This is a genomic window from Sulfitobacter sediminilitoris (genome assembly GCF_010667575.1).
GTDB lineage: Bacteria > Pseudomonadota > Alphaproteobacteria > Rhodobacterales > Rhodobacteraceae > Sulfitobacter > Sulfitobacter sediminilitoris.
In genome coordinates, this window is record NZ_JAABNT010000005.1 from 224018 (window position 1) to 247642 (window position 23625).

Sequence of the window (23625 nt, forward strand, 5' to 3'; positions counted from 1 at the left end):
TGAGGCCGTCGTGTGGCCAGAAGATTTTGCTTGGGTGAAACATTGAAGCTGCGGATGCCACCGCTAGGTCGCATGGCATGAGGAAAACTTTGATATTGGGCGCATCAGGCGGGATCGGCAGTGCATTTGCCGCCGCTTGTGAAGCGCAAGGAGAACATGTGGTGCGCCTGTCGCGCAGTGCGGATGGGTTTGACATCACCGATGAGGCGTCTGTGGCGCGGCATCTGGGGGCGTTGGATGGATCGTTTGACCGCGTGGTCGTGGCGACCGGGGCGCTGGAGATCGGCGGGGCCGAGCCGGAAAAGACCATCAAATCCATCGAGCGGCAGGCGATGATGGATCAGTTTGCGTTGAATGCGGTGGGACCGGCGCTGGTCATTGCCCATGCGCATGATCTGTTGCCGCGGGACCGCCGGGCGGTGCTGGCCGTGCTGTCCGCGCGCGTGGGGTCCATCGGAGATAACCGGATTGGCGGGTGGATCAGTTACCGGTCGGCCAAGGCGGCGGTCAATCAGGTGGTGCACACGGCGGCGATTGAACTGGCGCGGACCCACAAACAGGTGGTTTGCGTGGCGCTGCATCCGGGAACGGTCGCGACGCCCTTTACCGAGAAGTACCTCGGGCGGCATCCGGCAGTGGCACCGGAAGAAGCCGCCCAAAATTTGTTGCGGGTGATGGATGGTCTGACGGTTGAGAACTCCGGGCAGTTCTTTGACTGGGCAGGCAAGGAGGTGCCGTGGTGAGCCGTCTTGTTTTGATATTGGGCGATCAGCTTTCAAAGGATCTCTCGGCGCTGAAGAAGGCGGAGAAGGGCAGCGATATCGTCGTGATGGCGGAGGTTGCCGAGGAGGCGGGGTACGTCAAACACCATCCAAAGAAAATCGCGCTGATCTTTGCCGCCATGCGCAAGTTTGCGCAGGCGCTGGAGGATGGCGGTTGGGACGTCCGCTATACCAAGCTGGACGACCCGGACAATGCGGGGTCCATCGTCGGAGAGCTGTTGCGGCGGGCCGAGGAAACGGGCGTGGCAGGGGTGATCTGTACCGAGCCGGGGGAGTGGCGGCTGTTGGGCAAGCTCAAGCATGCGCCGATCAAAACGCATATTCTGAACGATGACCGATTTATCGCCAGCCATGCAGAATTCGAGGATTGGGCCGAGGGACGCAAGGCGCTGAGGATGGAGTATTTCTATCGCGATATGCGTCGCAAGACCGGGCTGATGATGGAGGGTGATCAGCCCGCCGGGGACAAGTGGAACTATGACCATGAGAACCGCAAACCGGCACCGGAGGACGTGACCTATGACGGACCTTTGTGGTTTGAACCGGATGAGGTGGTCGAAGAAGTGCTGGAGCTGGTTGAGGCGCGGTTTTCAGATCATTTTGGCGACCTGCGGCCCTTTGGCTTTGCCACCACGAGAGAGCAGGCGCTGGAGGCGCTGTCGCACTTTGTGAAACACGCCCTGCCCAAGTTCGGGGACTATCAGGATGCGATGCTGGAGGATCACAAGTTCCTCTATCACGCGATTGTTTCGCCCTATATCAACCTTGGTCTGCTGGGGCCATTGGAGGTGTGTCAGGCCGTCGAGAAGGCTTGGAAAGATGGTGACGCGCCGATAAATGCTGCCGAAGGGTTCATCCGGCAGATCATTGGCTGGCGCGAATACGTGCGCGGCATCTATTTCATGGAAGGGCCCGATTATACCGAGCGGAACGTGTTAAAGCAGTCACGTGATTTGCCAGATTTTTACTGGGGCGCGGAGACGAAAATGAACTGTGTCGCCCATGCGGTGGCACAGACCCGCGAAGAGGCTTACGCGCATCATATTCAACGTTTGATGGTGACAGGGAACTTTGCGCTGCTGGCTGGGGTCGACCCGCATCAGGTGCATGAGTGGTATCTGGCGGTTTATGCCGATGCCTACGAGTGGGTGGAGGCCCCGAATGTGGTCGGGATGAGCCAGTTCGCAGATGGCGGGATCATCGCGTCGAAACCCTATGTTTCTTCGGGCTCCTACATCAATCGCATGTCAGACTACTGCAAGGGGTGCGATTACAGCGTGAGCAAGAAGACAGGCGAGGGGGCCTGTCCGTTCAACCTGCTGTACTGGCATTTTCTGGATCGTCATCGGGACAGGTTCGAGGGCAACGGCCGCATGGGGAACATGTACCGGACCTGGGACCGGATGGATGAGGGCAGGCGCGAGACGGTGCTGAAAGAGGCCGAGGCGTGGCTGAAGCAGCTGGACGGGGGCGAGGTGGTTTAACGCACGGACAGGTCAACCAAATTATTCATACTCAGATGAACGGACACGTTCGTTCAAGGCTTCAAGTGATGCTGAAAGAGGCAATACTCGGCTGCCTGACCTTAGTGCAGCAACAACTTCGCAGAGCCTCTGCGGCAGTGCTCAGACCTAGAAGAAATCGAAATCAGCTGGTCTCATAAAGCGATTGCGAGTCCTGCGTTTGTATTCAGCAAAAGGCGGGACAAGATCGGCCCGCATGCGTCGCCGATAGCGATGGCGTTGCCACAGATACTTCCACTCTCAATGCGAAGGGGTAGCAGGCCGCGGGAATCCTGGTTCACAACGTGGCGCCGAAGGTGATGTGACTGAAAGCGACGCGGTCATTCCATCATTATCTGCGAATAGATCCGACTGCACAGGCCTAGGTGCGCCCCAACAGTTTGTCTTCGTCTATCAGCGCTTTGGGGCGATCCGACGGTGGGCCGTAGCCGCCTCCCCCCGGAGTTTTCACCCGAACACGGTCGCCTGCCTGCAACGGGATGTCCTGTTCTTTTGACAGATGTTCGGGCGTGTACATTTCTCCGCCGCGCCAGACCTCGACAACGTTCGGCGCGCCGTCTTTGCCGCCAAGTGCACCCTGCGGGCCAAAACGGCCGTGATCCATGACGAAGCTGGCGCGGGCCCATCCGCGCCGCAGTTCCACCTCGTAATCCAGTCCCAGCCCGCCGCGGTGTCTGCCTTCGCCACCGGAGCCTTCCCTCAGCGCGTAGCGATGGTAGAGCACGGGAAAGTTCTGTTCCATAATCTCTACCGGCGGGGCCTTTGAAATCCCGATGGTTGAGCACCCGTTGGCAAGGCCATCATGATCCGCGTTCCCGCCATAGCCGCCGCCCGAAAGCTGGTACATCACGAAGTCCCGCCCCGTGAGAGGATCGTGACCGCCAAGGGCAAAGTTTCCGCTGGTCCCGGCTGGTGCCGCCGTGACCCTGTTCGGCAGTGCATCGACAAGGGCCGCGAATACCGCTTCGGCAATTCGCTGACTGACCTCTGCGGCGCAGCCGGATACAGGGCGGGGATAATGGGCGTCAAGGAACGTCCCCTCCGGTCGCCGCACCTCCAATGGCTCAAAGGCACCGGCGCTTACGGGGACTTCGGGAAAGATGTGGCGCATAGCGAGATAGACCGACGACAGGGTGGTCGCGAGTACTGAATTCATCGGGCCTTGGCAGGGCGGGCTGCTGTCGGAAAAGTCGAACACCAGATGCCCGGGGGTCTTGTCGATCGTCAGGTTGATGGCCAGCGGTTCGTTGACCACGCCGTCGCTGTCGATCCAGGCGGTCGATGTGTAGCGGCCATCCGGTATTTCGTCGATCAGGCTGCGCATCTGGTCGCGGGCGCGGACGCGCAATTCCGCGATGGCCTCGCGCACCACGTCGTCGCCGTAGCGATCCAGCAGGGCGTTGAGCCTTTCTTCGCCCACCATGAGGGCCGCCGCCTGCGCCTTCACATCGCCGATCCGCTGGTCTGCCACCCGGATGTTGGAACAGATGATCGCGTAGATCTCCTCGTCCATCACCCCCTGTTTGAAGAGACGCACCGGCGGAAGCCGCAGTCCTTCCTGCTCAACAGAAGTGGCAGAGGCGGAAAACCCGCCCGGCACCGACCCGCCGGTGTCGGGCCAGTGGCCGGTGTTGGACAGCCAGCAGAAGATTTTGCCGTCGCGGTAGAACGGACGGGCAAAGCGAACATCCATCAGGTGCGTTCCGCCAAGATAGGGGTCGTTGACGATGTAGATGTCATCGGGTTGCGGGGCGGCCACGCGGCCTTCTGCGATCATTTCGATCAGGGTGCGCGTTGAATATTGCATGGTGCCCACGAACACAGGCAGCCCGCCAGCCCCCTGCGCGATCAGCGCGCCATCGTCGGCGGCGTAAATCCCGTCCGAGCGGTCGTTGGCCTCTGCGATTACTGGGGAAAAGGCCGCGCGCGAAAAACTCAGGTCCATCTCGTCGCAGACCTGCTGCAACCCGGCCTGAATGACGGAAAGAGTGATCGGGTCAATGCTCATGCCGCCGCTCCGATATGGATGATGAGGTTTCCATTTGCGCATCCCTCGACCCTGTCACCGGGCGGCACCAGAATGGTCGTGTCGAATTGCTCAATAATCGCTGGTCCCTGCAACGTAACGGCAGAGGGCAGATGATCGCGCCAGTAGACTGGCGTGTCGTGGGTGACGCCATCGAACATGACGTCGCGGCGCGATGTCGGCTCAGCCGTGGACTTGCGTCCCGCCGGATCGATCATCAGGGCCAGATCAACCGGCTCACGCGCACCGATGACCGAGCAATTGACGTTCACGACCCGCGCGCGCATTCCGGCGAGTTCGACCTTGAAACGCTTCCAATAGACGTCCTCGAAGCGGCGGCGCAGGTCTTGCCGTGTTGGCGTGCCGTTCTCCAGCGGCACCCGGACGATGTGACTTTGGCCCTGAAACTGCATGTCGACGCTGAAATCATGACTCACCGCGCGCAGTTCGATGTTCTCGCGGTCCAGCGCCGCCCTACCTGCGGCGGCTTGTTCGGCAAAGAGGGCGTGCAGGCTGTCCATCTCGACCGTGTCCAGCGGTGCGTTGATCGTGCGGACGTAATCGTGCCGCAGGTCGGCGACGATACAGCCAAGCGCGTTGGTCAGTCCCGGCCGGGCCGGGACCAGTACCCGTGGAACGCCAAGCTCGCGTGCGAGGGCTGCGGCATGCAGCGGACCCGCGCCGCCGAAGGCAAACAGCGCGAAATCGCGCGGGTCTTCGCCCAGGGACAAGGATACCATGCGGATCGCGCCCGCCATTTTTGCATTGGCGACGCTAATGACAGCCTCGGCCGCTTGCAGCGCACTCAGCCCCAGCGCGTCGCCAATATTCGCGTCGAACGCGGCGCGCACCGTGTCCAGCGTGACCCCGCCTGCCACGGCATTGAGCTTGCCGGGGTCCAGCCGACCCAGCATCAGGTTGGCGTCGGAAATTGTCGGGCGGGTTCCGCCCTTGCCATAGCAGATCGGTCCCGGCTCGGCCCCTGCGCTTTCCGGCCCGATCTCAAGCAGCCCTGCAAGGTTCACATGCGCAATAGAGCCGCCTCCGGCACCAACGGTGCGCACATCGACCATGGGCACGTGGATCGGCATGGCGTATTCCACCTCGATTTCGTTCGAGACGGACGGGTTCCCGTCGCGGATCAGCGCGACATCGGTCGAGGTGCCGCCCATATCGTAGGTCAGCAAGTTGGTCTCGCCCGCGATGCGCCCGGTGTATGCCGCTGCCATCACGCCCGATGCGGGCCCCGACATCACCGTTTTCGCCGCTTCCCGTGATACCAGCTGCGAAGATATCATGCCGCCGTTGCCGTTCATGACAAGGACATCGCCCCGATAGCCTTTGCCGCCCAGTTCCTTGCGCAGCCGGGCCACGTACCGTTCCAGAAGCGGCTGTACGGACGCATTCACCGCTGCCGTGACCCCCCGTTCGAACTCGCGGGTTTCCGAAAGCAGGCTATGCCCCGTAGTGATGAAATCGTTGGGCCAGAGGCGCGCAGCGATCCCGGCCGCGCGCAGCTCATGCGCGGGGTTCGCATAGGCGTGCAGGAAGTGGATCACCAGCGCTTCACAGCCTCTTTCCAACAGCACTTCGGTTGCTGCGGCCACCGCGTCTTCGTCCAGCGGCAAGACAACTTCGCCTGCCGCATCCATGCGTTCGGGTACTTCCAGCCGCAGGTCACGCGGGATGATGGGGATGAACTGTCCCTTCATACCATAGGCCTGCGGTCGCGTTCTGCGGCCAAGCTCCAAAACATCGCGGAAACCGGCGGTGGTGATCAGGCCAGTGCGGGACAGTTTCCGTTCAAGTACCGCGTTTGTTGTCGTGGTCGTGCCGTGAACGATCAGATCAACCTGGGACAGATCGACCTCTGCCTCGGCCATAGAGGCGAGCACGCCGAACGCCTGATTGTCGGCCGTCGTCGGTGTCTTGGCGATCCTGAGGCCGCCGCCGTCGCTGTCCAGCTGTATCAGGTCAGTGAATGTCCCGCCGACGTCCACGCCGATGATCTTGCCGCCTGCCAAAGGGTACCCTTTCCGCGTTGGTTGCGCCCCAGTAAGAGCGCAGCGTGCTGGACCTCGTCAATCTCAAACTGGGCAAGCGCTGTTTGGGTTGGCCATCGATACGTGGTGAGCCGACCTTGCCGCAAGAGACACGAGATTGTCGGAAAGGGATAATGTGCGGCATGGCCGCTGTCAGGCGCGCGGCATCCCGGTGCGGAGCGCGGCTGTATTGACAGCTTGCCCTGCCTACCGCACGATCCAAATCTATTTCAACGAGATTGCAGGCAGCGCGAAGGCACATGCACTATCTCCGCCCCGACACGCTCCATGATGCGCTGGCCGCGTTGCAAAGCACTGACCTGTGTATTGCTGCGGGATGCACGGATCTTTTTCCGGCGACGCAGGCGCGCCGTCTGCCGGGGCCAGTTCTGGACATCAGTGGGCTGGCCGAACTGCGCGGCATAAGCCGGAGCACGGATGGCTGGAAAATAGGTGCCAACACCACATGGAGTGATCTTGTTCGCGCCGAGCTGCCGCCTGCGTTCCGCGGTCTTCAGCTGGCTGCGCGGGAAGTCGGGGCAAAGCAGATACAGAACCGCGGCACCATTGCAGGAAACCTATGCAATGCATCTCCTGCTGCGGATGGGGTTCCGCCCCTTCTGACGCTGGACGCGGAGGTGGAGCTGAGCAGCGCTGATGGCGGGCGTAAGCTGCCGCTTGGGAATTTCCTGACAGGACCGCGTCAGACCGCCTTGCGCAAGGGAGAGATGGTTACGGCCATTCACGTTCCCGAAACTGCGGTTCGGGGGGAGGCGGACTTTCTCAAGCTTGGGGCGCGGGCGTATCTTGTTATATCCATCGCGATGTGCGCGGCCCGGATCGAGATTATTGACAATCACGTGACCGACGCAGCCTTGGCCGTGGGGTCCTGCGGCCCGGTGGCCGCGCGCCTTTCGGAAGTGGAGGCGGCCCTTACCGGCAGACCGCTTGACCCCGCGCTGATCACCGATGCGGCTGTTTCAGCAGCGCTGTCACCGATTGATGATGTCCGCGCCGATGCTGATTACCGGGCGCGCGCTGCCGCTGAACTGTTGCGCCGTAGCGTGGCCCGGCTTGGCAGGGTGGAGGCCGCATGAACATACAGCCCATCCCACTTTTCCTGACCGTCGCCGGAGAAAAAAGGCTGGTCACATCGGATCCGGGCCGCCGCCTGTCCGAGGTTCTGCGAGAGGAAATGGGCCTCAAGAGCGTCAAGGTGGGCTGTGATGCGGGCGATTGCGGGGCCTGCACGGTACTTGTCGATGGCGCGCAGCACTGTGCCTGCCTGATCCCTGTGGCGCAGGTCGCAGGATGCACGGTCGAGACGTTGGAATCCGTTGAGGACGATCTTCTGTGCTCCTTGCAGGAGGCTTTTCTGGAGCACGGAGCGGCGCAGTGCGGCATCTGCACGCCGGGCATCATGATGGCCGCGCTGGAACTTCTGCGCGGAACACCACAGCCCGTCGCAGCGCAGGTCGAAGACACGCTGGGCGGCGTGCTGTGTCGCTGCACTGGCTATCGCAAGATTATTTCTGCGGTGATGGCGGCAACTGCCGGGGCCACACCCGCCCCGCTGCCGGACGCGGGAGAGGCCGTCGGTCGCCCGATCCGTCGGCTTGACGGGCAGGCGAAAGTCTCGGGGGCCGAGGTCTTTGGCGCGGATTTTGCCCCGCAGGATGCGCTGCTGGTACGTGTCGTGAGGTCGCCCCACTTTCACGCCACGTTCTCCTTCGGCGATCTTGATGACTGGGCCGCTGCGCATCCGGGGGCTGTCGCGGTCCTGACCTCGGACGACGTTCCGGGCGAAAACCGCTTTGGCGTCATCCCGCATCTGGCTGACCAGCCTGCGCTTGCCGAAGGTCGCGCGCGATTTCTGGGCGAGGCGGTGGCGCTGGTTGTGGGACAGGCGGACGCGATCGAACGTCTTGACCTCAGCACCTTTCCTGTCACGTGGGCGCCATTGGATCACAGCGTGACGCAAGCCGAAGGCGCTGCGTCCGGTGCGGCGCAACTACACGCGGATCGCCCGGACAACACGTTGATCTGCGGCCGGGTTGTTACGGGTGACGCGGAGACGGCTTTGGCCCGATCAGCCCATGTGGTCTCTGGCCGGTTCCAGACCGGATATGTCGAACATGCCTACATCGAGCCCGAAGCCGGGGCGGCGTGGCTCGACGGGGATCAGCTTGTTATTCAGGCCTGCACCCAGGCGCCCGTCATGGATCAGGAGGAGACGGCCAAGGTCCTCGGCCTGCCCATGGAGCGCGTTCGGATCATCCCATCTGCTGCCGGGGGTGGTTTTGGCGCGAAGCTTGATCTGTCCGTGCAGCCGTTGCTGGGCCTTGCGGTGCTGAAGACCGGCCAGCCTTGCCGGATGGTGTTTTCCCGCAGCGAGTCCATGCAGGCCAGCACCAAGCGGCATCCCTCGACCATGGAGGCCGCCATCGGGGCCGATGAAACCGGGCGCATCACCGCGATGACATTCCACGGGGATTTCAACACGGGTGCCTATGCAAGCTGGGGGCCGACCGTGGCCACCCGGGTGCCTGTGCATGCCTCCGGTCCGTATCTGACGCCCGCCTATGCCGCGACCAGCCGGGCAGTCCACACCAACGGGCCTGTGTCCGGCGCCTTTCGCGGCTTTGGCGTGCCGCAGGCGGCCATCTGTCAGGAAATGCTCTACGATGATCTGGCCTCGGCCTGCGGGCTCGACCGTCTGGCCTTTCGCCGTCTCAACGCCCTGAAAGACGGAGAGAAATCTCCGTCAGGTCAGGTGCTTGTGTCTGTTGGTATAGAAGCCTGTCTCGACGCGCTTAAATCCCATTGGGACCGCGCCGGGGCAGAGGCCCGCGCATTCAACGCGACCTCCGACACGGTGAAACGGGGGATCGGTGTCGCGTCCTGCTGGTACGGCTGCGGCAACACGGCGCTGCCGAACCCATCGACCATCCGCATCGGCATCACGCCAGAGGGCCGTGTGCGTCTGCATCAGGGCGCGACCGATATCGGGCAAGGGTCCAACACCGTGATAGCCCAGCTTGCAGCGGATGCGCTTGGCGTGGCGATTGCCGATATAGATCTGGTCGGCCCTGACACGGCACTGACCCCTGATTGCGGCAAGACCTCTGCCTCGCGCCAGACGTTCATCACCGGCAAGGCTGCCGTGAAGGCAGGTGAGGTCCTGCGCGCGGCGATCCTGCGCCAGACCAATCTGGATGACAGGGCCCGGATCACGCTTGGCGCCGGTCTGCTGACCGCGACGGACGGGATCAACCGCAGCGAGATCCATCTGGCTGGTCTGGAACCGGACGCTAATGGCTATGTCTTCGCGGCGGAGGAAACATACGATCCGCCGACATCCGCGCTTGATGGGGATGGTCAGGGCATTCCTTACGCGCTCTACGGCTACGGCGCGCAGATGGCAGAGGTCGAGGTCGATCTGAAACTCGGCACGACGCGGGTCATCCGGATGACCGCGGCCCATGACCTTGGCCGTGTGATCAATCCGGTGCTGGCCGAAGGGCAGATCGAAGGCGGCATTGCCCAAGGCCTTGGTCTGGCGCTGATGGAGGAATTCATTCCGGGACGGACGGAAAACCTGCATGACTACCTGATCCCGACTATCGGAGACATGCCAGAGGTGGTGTCGATCCTGATCGAGAAACCCGACCCCGAAGGGCCGATGGGCGCGCGGGGGCTGGGCGAGCATGTTCTGATCCCCACGGCACCCGCTATCCTGAACGCGGTCCGCGACGCCTCCGGTGCGCGGATCACACGCCTGCCAGCCCTGCCACACCGGGTGCTGGCCGCGATGAGAGACACCTCATGACCGCGGCCACCGACACTGGTCGGCGTGCGCCGGTGGAAAAGCTGCGCTGCGATGCCTGTCCGGTCATGTGCTACATCGCCGAAGGTAAGATCGGCGCCTGCGACCGCTATGCCAACGAAGGCGGGCGCATCGTCCGCTGCGATCCACTGACGATCTTTGATCGCCGCCTTGAGAAAGGCGATGAAATTAAACCGTTCCTTGCCGCTGACTGGGATGGCGAACGCGTCAACGACGCCGACATGGTGGTCAGTGCCATCGGTGCGGGCACCACCTATCCCGACTACAAACCTGCCCCCTTCATCGTCAGCCGCGACGTCGACGGCGTGGACTTCGTAACCGTGGTGACAGAGGCGATTTTTTCCTACTGCGGGGTTAAGGTGAAGATCGACACCGACAGGCACCTTGGCCCGGAAACGGCGCTGGTCCGGTCCGAAGGAGAGGTGATCGGCCACGTAATGACCTCTGAATACGGCTCGCAGATGCTGTCGCTGGGCGGCGTGGACCACCTGACCGGCGGTTCAAAGGCGGAAGGACGCAAGACCTGCGACGCACTGCTCAGGCTCTGCAACAAGGAGGCGGTTGAGCTGACCATCGACGGCGGCCTGCCCGTGATCGTGCAGGCCGGTGCGGCACCGGTGGTCGATGGCAAGCGCGAAGAGCGGATGCGCGTCGGCTGCGGGTCAGCCACCATCGGCATGTTTGCGTCCCAGTGGAAGGGCCTTGTTGACGATGTGGTTGTCGTTGACGATCACATCACCGGCGTGGTGTCCGAGCATCAGGCAGGCAAGGTGATCGACTGGCCTGACACCGGCATCCGGATACTGGGACACAGATCCACGCCGGGCCGATATTTCAAGGTGGCCAAGCCCGGCCTTGGCTGGGGCGGCACGGACATCAGCGATCCGCTGTCCATCCTCGGGCCCTGGCGCCCGGAAAAAGGGGCGAAACCGGGCATTCGGCTCTTGATGGTGTCAACCACCGGAGAGCACAGCGCGTATTATGAGTTGAACGATGACCTTCAGGCGATTGCCAAGCCGATGCCGGAGGCCCTGCAGCCATCGGTCGATCTGATTGCCGAGAATTGCGAACCGGCGCTTTGTACGGTCCTTTTCATGGGCGGGGCGGGCGGCTCGTTGCGCTCGGGTGTGACGCGCAATCCGATCCACCTGACCCATTCCGTGCATGCGGACAAGACGCGTGTGACCGTCGGTGGCGCGCCGGTCTATATCTGGCCCGGCGGCGGCATCACACTGATGGTGGACGTGACGCAACTGCCGGATGGCGCTTTTGGCTACGTGCCTACTCCGGCGCTTGTCGCGCCGCTTGAATTTACGATTCCAAGGGAAGAATTCGAGCGGCTGGGTGGACACGGCACATCGGTTCGCGATCTTGACGACGTGCTGGAAAAGGGCGGTGAGTACGGCGATGCGGTCCGTCTGCTTGGGGCAAAGCAATGACGAAGGGTCCACAGGCCGCACTTTTGCCCGATGGACGCAGGTTGCACCTGCATCACGGACCCATTGACCTGATCGTCGAGGTTATCGGCGCCCCGCGCGCGGCCGCCTATGCGCGTGCAGTGGACCGGTTCGATACTCTTCTCACAGGTCTGGTTGAGGAACTGCCTGCGCTGCGCCGCCCGCTTGAGAATTATGCCTTTGCCGACCCTGTCGCGCGGCGCATGGCCCGCGCGGTGAGACCCTTCGCAGGAACGTTCGTCACGCCCATGGCTGCCGTCGCCGGGGCGGTCGCGGACGAGGTGCTGGCGGCACTGGTCGCCGATGCCGCGATCCCGAAGGCCTACGTCAACAACGGCGGCGACATCGCGTTTCATCTTGAACCCGGCCAGTCCGTCACATCCCTGGCGCCGTCGGGCGATATCCGGATCACGGCGGAGTCCCCCTCGCGCGGGCTGGCAACGTCGGGCTGGCGGGGGCGCAGCCATTCTCTGGGCATCGCCGACGCCGTTACCGTCGCCGCGCAAACCGCTGCGGCGGCTGACGTGGCTGCCACGCTGATTGCCAACGCCGTCGATCTGCCCGGGCATCCCTCGATCCACCGTGTTCCGGCCACGGACCTGAACCCCGACAGCGATCTTGGGGCGCGTTTGGTCACGACGCATGTCGGACCTTTGACTGTCGCGGAGGTCCAGACCGCGCTTTCCCGTGGCCTGTCGGTCGCCAAAAGCTTTGTCGCACGCGACCTGATCCACGAGGCCGTTCTCGGGCTGGACGGGATCGTGATGACGACCGTTTCAACCAAGGAAAGTATCCCTATCCATGCCTAATTTCATTGTCCGGAAAATGCAGCTTGTCGTGGAGGAGGTGCGCCATGACGGCGGACCGCCGCCCGAGATTCCACGCAAGTTGGGCGCTATTCTTGCCTGCGTCGCCAATCCCTTCGCAGGGCGTTACGAACCCGATCTGCAGCCCGCGATGGAGGACCTTAAACCGCTTGGTGCGGAGATGAGCGAACGTCTTATCGCCGCTTTGGGCGGCGAGGCGGGCATCGATGGTTACGGCAAGGGGGCCATCGTTGGCGAGAATGGTGAGCTGGAACACGGGGCGCTTTGGCATGTACCCGGCGGTTATGCGATGCGTGGTTTGCTGGGGCAGTCGAACGCCATCGTCCCCTCCTGCATGAAACGCGGTGGCGTCGGCGCGCGGCTGGACATTCCCCTGGGCCATATCAACGCGGCCTATGTGCGCAGCCATTTCGATGGGATCGAGGTGGGCTTGCCCGACGGTCCCCGTGCTGACGAGATTGTCTTTGTCCTTGCCATGTCTTGTGGCGGGCGCGTGCACAGCCGGATGGGCGGGCTTGAGGCATGGGACGTCAAGGGCGAGGATGGGCTTCGCTGAATACGCTTGCGTTGGGACCGGGTCCCAAACATCAATTCAGAAAGCCCCGGTGCTCAGTCAACAGGCAACGGTGGTCATCTTGTCATAAGCGATGCTGGTTTTGTTGGTAGAACAGATTGAGAGTGCTACGCTGGATGGGCTGCTGGCTTAGTATCTGGCCTGAAATCGCGCAGGCGGATACCGGCCCGCCGGACAGTGTGGCTGGAAAACTGCGCTGTGGCCTCGACCACGTTCGCCGCCAACATGACGCTTGAAGGAGTCTTCAATGACCTCACATCCGCTGCATTTCAAAAGCATTGTCGAGGTCGGCCAGATGATCCGTCGGGGCGAGGTCACCTCGGTTGGTGTCACGCGCCACATGCTTGATCTGATTGCGTCGGTCGACGGGCGGTTCAAAAGCTATATCCATCTGTGCGGCGAACGCGCACTGGAACAGGCAGAGGCCGCCGATGCGGCACTGGCGGCGGGGCTCTACCGTGGACAGCTTCATGGCGTGCCGATAGCGATAAAGGACCTGTGCTATACCACCTACGCGCCGACCCGCGCAGGCACGACGATCTACAGGGGTTTCATGGCGCCCCACAATGCGACCGTGGTCGACAGGCTTGAGACTGCGGGCGCGGTGATCCTGGGAAAGCTGTCGATGACCGAAGGCGCCTATACCGGCCATCATCCGACCATCCCCGCGCCGAAGAATCCGTGGAATGAAAGCTACTGGGTCGGTACGTCCTCCAGCGGGTCCGGCGTGGCCCCGTCCGCGGGGCTGTGCTTTGCGTCTCTGGGCAGCGATACGGGCGGGTCGATCCGCTATCCCTGTGCGACCTGTGGTCTGACGGGCATCAAGCCGACGTTCGGCCGGGTCAGCCGTCATGGTGTCTTTGCACTGGCGGAATCGCTTGATCACGTGGGACCGATGGCGCGGTCCGTGGCGGATTGCGCCGTGATCCTTCAGGCGATGGCCGGTTGGGATGCGCATGATCCGACCTCGCTGGATGTGCCCGTCCCCGATTATGCCACCGAGATCGGAAAAGGTGTGCGGGACATGCGCATCGGCATTGACCGCGAGTATGCGTTCCGTGGCGTCGACCGTGAGGTTGCGACGGCGCTGGAGCAGGCCGTTGAGGTGTTCGAGACCCTCGGTGCTCGGATCATCGAGGTGACGCTTCCTGACTATGACGCGCTGGTGGATGCTTGGATCATGATGTGCGCAATCGAGACGGCGGTTGCCCATCAGGATACCTATCCCGCTCGCAAGGAGGAGTATGGCCCCGATCTGGCCCAGCTGATCGAAGAAGGTCTTTCGACCACGGGAACCGAAGCGGCGCGCGGCCACCATCTGCGCATCAACTTCAGCATGGCGTTCGAGGCTCTTTTCGGCGGCATTGACTGTATGCTCTGCCCGACGATGCCGAGCCCGACGCCCAGCCTTGCGGACATGAAGGACTACGGTGCTGACCCCGCCGTGCTGAACGCGATCATGCGCTACACCGCGCCCTATGATTTCTCCGGCAGCCCGACGGTTACTCTGCCGAACGGCTTTGACAACGCGGGCATGCCGCTGAGCATGCAGATCGTGGGACCTAAGCTGGGCGAGGCGGCGATCATCCGCGCGGGCGACGCGTTCCAAAGTGTGACGGACTGGCATACCCGCCACCCGGACATCGGGGGGTGATGTCAGGACACGACCAAAGACCGATAACCGAAACACCACAGCAACAGGGATAGAACGATGGAATGGATAGACAGCTCAATCCTGGGCCGGAACGCAGTTGCCAAGGGGCAACCCGGCGCGAAACACCGGTTAAGCGAGGAAGATCAGGGCGAGTTTCACTATGTCTACGGACCTTACGCCGAACCGGTCATGCGGATCGCACCTGGAGACGTGGTTGAGGTCGAAACGCTGGATGCCTTCGGCGGTGCGATCAAGACGGAGGACGACCTGCCGTCGCAGGTGTTGAACATGCCCTTCGTCAACCCGCAGAACGGCCCCATCGCCGTTGAGGGGGCAGAGAAAGGCGATGTGCTTGCGGTCTACATCCATTCGCTGCTGCCGCGCGGCCCGCAACCGGCGGGCACAACCGCGCTGATCCCCAGCTTTGGTGCATTGGTGGCAGATGGCAATCTGATGCTGAACGCGCCCACACCGGAACGGGTCAAGAAGATGGACGTCACGCCCGAGGGCGGTGTGAAATTCTCGGACCGGATCACGCTGCCGTATGAGCCCTTCGTCGGTACCATGGGCGTCAGTCCCGAGATCGAAGCGGTCAGTTCCCTGCAACCCGACTATTGGGGTGGCAACATGGATTGCCCCGACGTGGCACCGGGCGCGATCATCTATTTCCCGGTGCAGCGCAAGGATGGCCATTTCTTCATCGGTGATTGCCACGGACGTCAGGGCGACGGAGAGCTGTGCGGCGTGGCGGTTGAAATACCGGCGACCGTGACCGTCCAGATTGACCTGATCAAGGGATGGTCTATCCCCGGCGTGCGGATCGAGACAGAGGATTTCATCATGTCGCTTGGCAGTGCGCGCCCGATGGAAGACGCCGCGCGCATGGCCTACCGCGATCTGGTCCGGTGGATGGTCGACGATTACGGCTTTGAGGAATCGGAGGCTTATTTCCTGGCGACGCAGGCTGGAAAGATGCGCGTCGGCAACATGGTCGATCCGAAATACACCTTGGGCGCGTCGATGCTCAAAGAATATCTGAAATCATAAGGGAGCCGCAAAATGGATCTGGGACTGAAAGGGTTGAACGTGCTGATCACCGGCGGCACCAAGGGGATCGGTCGCCAATGCGCCGAAATCTTTGCGGATGAAGGTGCGAATGTTGCCGTCTGCGCGCGCGACAACGCTGGAGTGACCGAGACGATAGAGGCGCTGAAGGCCAAGGGCGTGACGGCGATTGGCCGCGGCGTGGATGTTGGAAACAAACACGCGTTGGCATCTTGGGTGTCGGATTCTGCTGTAGCACTTGGCGGGATCGATATTGTCGTCGCCAACGTATCGGCCCTTGCCGTGGCGGATGACGAGGCCGCGTGGGAGGCAGGTTTCGGCGTCGATATGATGCACTCCGTGAGGCTGGTGAACGCGGCGATGCCATACCTGGAAAAATCCAAGGCCGCTTCGGTCACACTGATCTCATCCGTATCGGGCCGCGAGATCGACTTTACCGGACCGGCCTACGGGGCCTTCAAGGCCGCATTGGTGCACTATGCGCAAGGTCTGGCGGTGAAGCTTGCGCCGCAGGGTATCCGGGCGAATACGGTGTCGCCTGGCAACACATATTTCGAGGGCGGGATCTGGCAGAACATCGAACAGAACAACAAAGACCTGTTCGCCGAGGCGCTGGGCATGAACCCCATGGGGCGCATGGCGAGCCCGCAGGAAATCGCGCGGGGTGTGGTCTTTCTGTCCAGCCCTGCGTCCAGTTTCACGACCGGCACCAATCTGGTGATCGACGGTGCACTCACCAAGGGGGTCCAGTTGTAGCGGCGGCGCGCGCTACTCCGGCCAGACTTCGCTTGCCGTGACCACGGTCACCTCTCCGTCCAGCAGATCACCGGCCGCGGCAAAGAAACCCTGGGAGCCGGCACCGTTGTTGTGCCGCTCCATCGCTGCCTTGTCGGTGAACCGTTCATAGGTGGTGAAGAGGCAAGGATCGTCCGGGTCCTGAGCGACGAAAAAGCCGATGGTTTCAGGCTCATGGTCCCGGGCGAAGGCACCGACCTTGAGCAGTTCGGCCCGGACCGTAGCTTCGCTGCCCTTGCGGGCGCGGATGATGGCGGTCAGCGTGTGCATGCGTCTGTCCTTTCGGTGTCAGGATGGGATGGCGATGCCCAGATCCTGGCACATCATGTCGCGCATCCTGAATTTCTGCGGCTTACCTGTGGCGGTGAGCGGCATGTCGTCGGCAAAGCGGATATGGCGCGGCACCTTGAAGCGGGCAATCCTTTCGCGGCACCAGTCCTGCAGCGCCTCAGCGGTCAGCGCGGCACCGGGCCGCAGGATGATCCATGCCGCGACCTCTTCGCCAAGCCGCGCATCGGGCAGGCCGAATACCTGCGCTTGCGCTATGTCCGGGTGGGTCACCAGCAGTTCTTCGATCTCGGCGGGATAGACGTTCTCGCCGCCCCGGATCAGCATATCGCCCGCACGACCCGTGATCTGGCAGTAGCCTTCGGCGTCGATTGTGGCGAGATCGCCAGTATGCATCCAGCCGTCGCGGATGGCCTCGGCGGTAAATTCGGGGTCGTTCCAGTAGCCTTTCATGACCAGATATCCCTTGGTCAGAAGCTGTCCTTGCTGGCCGACGGGAAGGGTGCGTCCCTCGGTGTCGATGACCTTGCATTCCACATGAGGCTGCACGCGCCCGACCGTCGAGACGCGACGCGCGGGCGGATCGTCCGGGGCGGTCTGAAACGAAATCGGGCTGGTTTCGGTCATGCCGTAGCCGATAGTGATGTCGCGGCAATGCATGCCCTCCATCACCCGTTTCATCAGCGGGGCAGGGCAGATGGACCCCGCCATGATCCCTGTGCGCAGGCTGCGCAGATCGAAACGGTCAAAGTCGGGATGATCCAGCATCGCGGCGAACATTGTGGGCACACCATGCAGCGCGGTGCAGCCTTCGGCCTCGACTGCCTTGAGCGTGGCAAGGGGGTCGAACCCCTCACCCGGAAAGACCATTTTCACCCCGTAGGAAACCGCCGCGAGGTTCCCCAGCACCATGCCAAAGCAGTGATAAAGCGGGACCGGAATGCACAAGGCGTCATCAGGCGTCAGCCGCATCGCCCGCGCAGAGGAGATCGCGTTGTTGATGATGCTGCGGTGGCTCAGCGTCGCGCCCTTTGGCCTGCCTGTCGTGCCCGACGTGAACTGGATGTTGATCGCGTCGTCGGGTGACAGGCCCGCAGTGATCCCGTCGAGGCGCGCCTTGGGTGCCGCACCGCCACGTGACATCACCTCATCAAAAGACATGGCCCCGGGCATGGGATCGCCGCCAAGTTGGATCACGCGGCGCAGCTTTGGCAGCTTTTCACTTTGCAGATGGCCGGGGCGGGCGGTGGCCAGCTCCGGCGCAAGCTCTTGCAGCTTTGCCAAATAGTCGGAGTCGCGAAACCGGGGGGCAGTGATCAGGGTGCTGACACCGGCATGGTGCAGCGCATAGTGCAACTCGGCGCTTTGATAGGAGGGGTTGATGTTGACCAGAATGGCACCGATCCGCGCGGTGGCAAATTGCGCCAGCACCCATTCGGGCCGGTTGGGCGACCAGATGCCCACGCGGTCGCCCTTGTAGACCCCAATGGACAGCAATCCCGCCGCCAGCCTGTCCACCCGCCGCATCAGGTCATGGTAGCTCCAACGTTCGCCCGTTTGGGAAAACACAGCCGCCACGCGATCGCCGTAGCGACGGCGCACCTCGGCCATGAAACCGGGTATCGTGGCGTTGATCAAAGGACGGGCGGTGCTTCCCTTGACATGTGATAGGCCGTTGATCGGACGTGTCATGCGGAAAGCCCCTTTCCGGGTCTACATATTGCGCCAGTCGCCCGCTTGCTCGAACGCGGAGGCCGCACGGTAAATCGTGCTTTCATCATAGCGCCGGCCAATGATCTGAAGGCCCACCGGCAGTCCGTCGGACATGCCGCAGGGCACGGACATCGCCGGGTGACCCGTGACATCGAAGGGGGCGGTATTGGTGATCATTTCGAATGCCCGCTGGCACCACAGTTCGAGCGAGGAATCCGAAGGCGGAATGGGCGGTGCTTTCATCGCGGTCGTGGGGGTCAGCAACAAATCGTAAGACGCGAAGACCTTGTTGAACTCATCACGCAGCTGCCGCGACAGGTTCTGCGCCTTGGCGTAGTAGCGGCCGCGCGTGTGTTTCAGGTGATACTGGCCGATCAGCATGGAAATCTTGAGCGTATCGCTCAACTCATCCGCCCGCGTGCGCCAGTTCGAGTGATGCTCCAGCAGGGAAGTGGTATAGAGCCCCTCCCAGCCGGTACCCATGCCATTGCCAAGCATCATCTGCTGGGTCAGGCCTTCCAGCGCGATGGGTGTCCAGATCGCGACGCCGTGCAGATGCCAGGGCACCGAAATCTCGTCCACCGTCGCGCCCAGACCGCGAAGGGTCTCTGCCGCCGCACGGACCTTGTCGTTCACGTCTGCTTCGGCACCGGGTTGTTCATACCCCTCTTTGATTACACCGATCCGCAGGCCCGATACCCCCCGTCCGACGGCGGCGGTGTAGCGATCTGTCTTCACGTCGTACTGGCGCGGATCAAGGCCATCGGCACCCGCGATCACCTCAAGCATCAGCGCGTTGTCCATGACGTTCTGTGTCATCGGGCCGGTGTGGTCGATCGTGTTCTCAATGGGCATGATCCCGGAATAGGGCACAAGGCCGTGGGTCGGCTTCATCCCGTAGCAGCCGCAGAACGACGCGGGCATGCGGATCGAGCCACCCTGATCGCCGCCTATGGCCATGTCGACCTCGCCTGCGCCCACAAGTGCGCCGGAGCCGGAAGAGGAGCCTCCTGCGGAATGACCATGCTTGTGCGGGTTGTGCACCGGTCCCGTGGCATTGGTATGCGATCCCCCTGAAAGACAGAAATATTCGCAATGCGCCTTGCCCGCGATTGTGGCACCCGCGTCCAGCAGCCGTGTGGCGACGGTAGCATCCAGATCGGGTGTATAGCCCTTGAGGGTCGAGGCGCCGTTCATCATCGGCACGCCCGCCAGACAAACGTTGTCCTTCAACGCCACGGTCCGCCCCTGCAGCGGCCCGCGCGGCGCGCCCCTGATCTCTGTCTTTACGTACCAGGCGTTCATCGGGTTCTCTTCGGGCGTCGGGCGGTAGCCCGAGGTGCGCGGGTAGAGAACAGGTGGCAGGTAATCGGGCAGGGCATCGACGACATCGTAGGCATCGAGTGTGCCCTGCATGACATCAAGAAACTCCTGCACGCGGGCGTCTGACATGCTCATGCCAAGTTCGGCGACCACGTCTTTCATCTGGCTCAGAGTGGGGCGTTGGACAGTCATGTAGGACATCCTTTCCGTGAGGGAGGCAGCAGGCGCAGCGGCGTGCGTTGGCGTTTCTGTTGGCGCTTGAGCGGCGGCGCTTTGGCTTGCGGATTCAGACTTGCTTTGGCCGGGGACGCCAGCGCTGATCGGAGCGGACAAAGGTTGCGCCATTCCACCTGATCCACCAAAGCCTGTGAACTCTTCGATGAGGGCGGGGTTCGAGGCTTCGGACCCTGAAATCTCACCGGTGATTGCGCCTTTCTGGATCAGCAGAACACGATCAGAGAGGGCCGTGATGAAATCCAGACTCTGTTCCACCAGAACGATCGTGATGCCGGTGCGCTGGTTCAGTGTCTGCAGAAGTTCGATGATTTCGTCGATGATAGACGGTTGAATGCCTTCGGTAGGTTCATCCAGCAGGATCAGGTCCGGGTCTGAGATCAGGCAGCGGGCCAGGGCAAGCAACTGTTGCTCCCCGCCCGACAATGCGCCGCCGTCCCGCTCAAGCAGCCGCTCAAGACGTGGGAAATTGTTCAGAACGCTTTCAACGGCATCCATTTCGTCCAGTTCGTGGGCGGCCACACCCATACGCAGGTTGTCCAGCACGCTCAGGTTCGGAAAGATGCCACGCCCCTGCGGGACGTATCCGACACCGAAACGGGCGCGGGCAGACGATCGGAGGCCGGTCAGGTCCTCGCCGTCGAAAACGATCTGGCCCGAAGTCGCAGGCACAATGCCCATCAGGCTTTTCAGCAAGGTGGTCTTGCCCATGCCGTTGTGGCCCAGCACGCCCAAAATCTCGCCTTGGGCCACCTCGAAGTTGATGCCATGGAGCACAGGCACCTTGCCATAGCCTGCCGTCAGTCCCTGAACTTTCAAGAACCCGCTCATGCCCGGTGCCCCAGATAGACTTCGCGGGCTCGCTTGTCGTTCGAGATCGCCTCCATGGTGTCTTCCATCAGAATTTGACCTTCGTGAAACACGGTGACCTGTTGCGAAATCATGCGGATGAATTGCATGTCATGTTCGACCACGATCAGCGCGGCCTCGGTGTTGATCTCCTTGATCAATTCAGCGGTGCGTGCGGTTTCCTCGTGGGTCATGCCAGCGGCGGGTTCGTCCAGCAGGACCAGCCAGGGTTCGGCAGCGACGACCATGCCCAGTTCGACCCATTGGCGCTGTCCGTGGGCCAGACGGCCGACTACCTCGCGGCGGATATCGCCCAGCTTCAGCCGCTCAATCGTTTCCGCCGTCAGGGTGCGCGCGCGCTTGGCCTTGTGCCAGCGACGCGCGGACAACCAGATGTTTTCGTCCACCGTCAGCCCGTCGAACACGTTGGGTACCTGTGTCTTGATCCCGACGCCCAGACCCGCGATCTCGTGCGTCTCGGCGCGGGTGGTATCGTCACCGCGAATGATCACCTCGCCAAACGTTGGGCTAAGCTGACCTGTGAGGCACTTGAAGAAGGTCGATTTGCCAGCCCCGTTAGGGCCGATCAGGCAACGGAGTTCCTTGTCAAAAAGCGTGAAATCGACCTGATCCACCGCACGCACACCGCCGAAATGCATCGACAGATTGCGCGTCTCAACGATTACTTCGCGTCTGTCGCGGGCGGAACTCATGCCTTGTTCACCTGACTGCGACGGCGGCGTCGGTTCGCCCTGCGGGGCTTGCGGCGTTTCGTGAACCAGTCCGTCAGGGTGGGGGCGACGCCCTTGGGCACCAGCAGGACGAAGAAGATCAGGATGACGCCGAGGACAAGGTTGTTGTTAAGGACGGACTGCCCGCCAAGCGCGGAGGTCAGGTAGAACAGCCCGAAAGTGGCGGCAATCGGTCCGATCAGCGTGCCGCGCCCACCGACGATAACCCAGATGATGGTCAGGGCCGCGTTATAGAGGTTGAACACATCCGGCGTGATCCGCCCCACGCCGTTGCAGAACAGCACGCCGCCAATCGCGGCGATCCCGGCGGAAACGGTAAAGATGCCCAGCTTGTAGAGACGCGAGTCGTAGCCCAGCAGTTCCGCCCGCAACTCGTTCTCGCGGATGCCGACGCAGACGCGCCCGAAATGGGTTGTCACCAACCAGCCGCAGAAGACGTAGCAGAGGATCAGCGCTGCCATCGCGACATAGAAGACGTGTTCGGGAAACAGGAAGGATGAGGTATCCCACGGCAGGTTTAACGGTGGCGAGGTTATCCCGTTGAAACCGCCCATCAGGGCATTGCCTATCTTGTACTCAGGCCCCGACGTGCGCCGGATGAGGGAAAAGAAGATCAGCGTGACGGTCAGGGTTATGACGCCCAAATAGACATCTGACACCCTGCCGAAAAAGACAAAGTACCCCAGCAGCGCCGCAAAGGCCGAGGCGACCATGATCGCCACCAATATGGCCCAGGTCGAACCGCCGAAATTGATCGCGGCAATCGTGTAGGCATAGGCGCCCAGGCCAAAGAACGCGACCTGCCCGAAGCACAGGATGCCGCCATACCCCCAGACCAACGCGAGGCTCAGCGCCAGCACCGCAAGTGCGATGGCGGTGGTCAGGTTTATGATGGTGAAAAGCTGCAGCACGTAGGGTGCCACGAACATGAACACCACCCCGATGAAGGCGAAGACAAGAACAGGACGCATCTGGCGCAGTGTGTTGTTGCCATTCATAGGGATTTCCGGAAGAACCGCCCCGTGATGCCGCGCGGCATGAGGCGCAGCAGGATGATGGCCGCGACCAGCAGCGCGACTTCACCGATGGTGGGACCGGTGATAAAGGCAAATATTCCGTTGATCCCGCCCAGCAGGATCGATCCTGCTGCTGTACCCGCGAGGATCGACGCACCGCCCGAGATCACGGTGATGAAAGCCTTGGCGATATAGGTCGCGCCAATGGTCGGCAGCACGCCCGTAACCGGGGCCAGCAAGCCGCCCGCCAGCCCAGTGACCGCAGCGCCAAGCCCGAATGTGACCATATAGACCTGCGTCGTTGAAACCCCCAGCGCTGAGGACATTTCAGGGTTTTGCATGGTGCCGCGTGCGACCAACCCAAGCTTGGTCATTTTCAGCGTCGCGAAGACCGCGATGAACAGAACTATCGTCACACCGATCAGGAACAGCTCATAGCCGGATGCGGAGTAATCCCCGAGCCGGATGATCCCCAGCGGCGGAGAAATCGTGGTGGCGGTGGACGCGCCGAAAATCGAGGTGACAAGGCCGATCAGCAACAGCGACAATCCCCAGGTTGCCAGAAGCGTGTCCACCATTCGTCCGTAAAGCCAGCGGATCAGAAGCCGCTCAACGATCACGCCGATGATACCGACCACCAATGGGGCAAGGATCAGCATCGCGATCCAGATGTTCACGCCGGCGTTGGTGGCCACCACCACGGTGTAGCCGCCCAGCATCAGGAATTCACCATGGGCCAGGTTGATGACCCGCATCATGCCGAAGATGATCGCCAGCCCAAGGCTGATCAACGCGAGGTTGGCAATACCGTAAACAAGCTGAAAAAGAACTGCGACGACCAGATCCAAGGTGATCTCC

The 23625-nt window shown here is 62.2% G+C and carries 18 protein-coding genes; 10 read left to right on the plus strand and 8 right to left on the minus strand.

Annotated features, from left to right (window positions below; genetic code table 11):
• The first annotated feature begins 77 nt into the window (after positions 1–77).
• Both GV827_RS10550 and GV827_RS10555 read left to right on the plus strand, forming a co-directional pair.
• A complete protein-coding gene (locus GV827_RS10550; protein ID WP_164353764.1) occupies positions 78–743 on the plus strand; it encodes an SDR family NAD(P)-dependent oxidoreductase in 666 nt (221 codons plus the stop codon).
• On the plus strand, positions 737–2266 hold the full coding sequence (locus tag GV827_RS10555) for a cryptochrome/photolyase family protein (RefSeq protein WP_164353765.1): 1530 nt from the start codon (positions 737–739) through the stop codon (positions 2264–2266). The genes GV827_RS10550 and GV827_RS10555 overlap by 7 nt, the downstream gene beginning before the upstream one ends.
• A 400-nt stretch (positions 2267–2666) precedes the next feature.
• Here the strand turns inward: GV827_RS10555 and GV827_RS10560 are convergent, their stop codons facing one another.
• Positions 2667–4313, minus strand: a complete 1647-nt coding sequence (locus GV827_RS10560; RefSeq protein ID WP_164353766.1) for a hydantoinase B/oxoprolinase family protein — start codon at positions 4311–4313, stop codon at positions 2667–2669.
• Positions 4310–6355, minus strand: a complete 2046-nt coding sequence (locus GV827_RS10565; RefSeq protein WP_164353767.1) for a hydantoinase/oxoprolinase family protein — start codon at positions 6353–6355, stop codon at positions 4310–4312. The genes GV827_RS10560 and GV827_RS10565 overlap by 4 nt, the downstream gene beginning before the upstream one ends.
• 278 nt (positions 6356–6633) lie before the next feature.
• On the opposite strand from GV827_RS10565, the gene GV827_RS10570 reads away from it, so the two are divergent.
• The 8 genes from GV827_RS10570 (at position 6634) to GV827_RS10605 (ending at position 16553) form a co-directional block, all read left to right on the plus strand.
• Entirely contained in the window at positions 6634–7470 is an 837-nt protein-coding gene (locus tag GV827_RS10570) for an FAD binding domain-containing protein (protein WP_164353768.1), read from the plus strand.
• Positions 7467–10202 carry a molybdopterin-dependent oxidoreductase gene (locus GV827_RS10575; protein WP_164353769.1) on the plus strand — a complete coding sequence of 912 codons (2736 nt, stop codon included), beginning with the start codon at positions 7467–7469 and terminating at the stop codon, positions 10200–10202. Before GV827_RS10570 ends, GV827_RS10575 begins: the two co-directional genes overlap by 4 nt.
• Positions 10199–11659 carry a 6-hydroxynicotinate reductase gene (locus tag GV827_RS10580; RefSeq protein WP_164353770.1) on the plus strand — a complete coding sequence of 487 codons (1461 nt, stop codon included), beginning with the start codon at positions 10199–10201 and terminating at the stop codon, positions 11657–11659. Before GV827_RS10575 ends, GV827_RS10580 begins: the two co-directional genes overlap by 4 nt.
• Positions 11656–12486, plus strand: coding sequence for a UPF0280 family protein (locus GV827_RS10585; protein ID WP_164353771.1), 831 nt, complete (start codon positions 11656–11658; stop codon positions 12484–12486). Before GV827_RS10580 ends, GV827_RS10585 begins: the two co-directional genes overlap by 4 nt.
• Complete coding sequence (locus GV827_RS10590; protein WP_164353772.1) at positions 12479–13060, plus strand: amino acid synthesis family protein; 582 nt, start codon at positions 12479–12481, stop codon at positions 13058–13060. Before GV827_RS10585 ends, GV827_RS10590 begins: the two co-directional genes overlap by 8 nt.
• Before the next feature lie 265 nt (positions 13061–13325).
• Positions 13326–14732 carry an amidase gene (locus GV827_RS10595; protein ID WP_164353773.1) on the plus strand — a complete coding sequence of 469 codons (1407 nt, stop codon included), beginning with the start codon at positions 13326–13328 and terminating at the stop codon, positions 14730–14732.
• A gap of 57 nt (positions 14733–14789) precedes the next feature.
• Complete coding sequence (locus tag GV827_RS10600) at positions 14790–15779, plus strand: acetamidase/formamidase family protein (RefSeq protein WP_164353774.1); 990 nt, start codon at positions 14790–14792, stop codon at positions 15777–15779.
• 12 nt (positions 15780–15791) lie between these two features.
• Positions 15792–16553, plus strand: coding sequence for an SDR family NAD(P)-dependent oxidoreductase (locus GV827_RS10605; RefSeq protein ID WP_164353775.1), 762 nt, complete (start codon positions 15792–15794; stop codon positions 16551–16553).
• 12 nt (positions 16554–16565) lie between these two features.
• On the opposite strand, the gene GV827_RS10610 is transcribed toward GV827_RS10605, so the two are convergent.
• Genes GV827_RS10610 through GV827_RS10635 form a run of 6 tightly spaced genes read right to left on the minus strand, consistent with a single transcriptional unit; the run spans position 16566 to position 23615 of the window.
• Positions 16566–16862, minus strand: coding sequence for a putative quinol monooxygenase (locus GV827_RS10610; protein ID WP_164353776.1), 297 nt, complete (start codon positions 16860–16862; stop codon positions 16566–16568).
• Between the two features lie 18 nt (positions 16863–16880).
• Entirely contained in the window at positions 16881–18572 is a 1692-nt protein-coding gene (locus tag GV827_RS10615) for an AMP-binding protein (protein WP_164353777.1), read from the minus strand.
• A 21-nt stretch (positions 18573–18593) separates the two neighbouring features.
• A complete protein-coding gene (locus tag GV827_RS10620; RefSeq protein WP_164353778.1) occupies positions 18594–20981 on the minus strand; it encodes an amidase in 2388 nt (795 codons plus the stop codon).
• Complete coding sequence (locus tag GV827_RS10625) at positions 20978–21712, minus strand: ATP-binding cassette domain-containing protein (protein ID WP_164353779.1); 735 nt, start codon at positions 21710–21712, stop codon at positions 20978–20980. Before GV827_RS10625 ends, GV827_RS10620 begins: the two co-directional genes overlap by 4 nt.
• Entirely contained in the window at positions 21709–22749 is a 1041-nt protein-coding gene (locus GV827_RS10630) for a branched-chain amino acid ABC transporter permease (RefSeq protein ID WP_204325831.1), read from the minus strand. Before GV827_RS10630 ends, GV827_RS10625 begins: the two co-directional genes overlap by 4 nt.
• Positions 22746–23615, minus strand: coding sequence for a branched-chain amino acid ABC transporter permease (locus tag GV827_RS10635; RefSeq protein WP_164353780.1), 870 nt, complete (start codon positions 23613–23615; stop codon positions 22746–22748). The genes GV827_RS10630 and GV827_RS10635 overlap by 4 nt, the downstream gene beginning before the upstream one ends.
• Positions 23616–23625 lie beyond the last annotated feature (10 nt).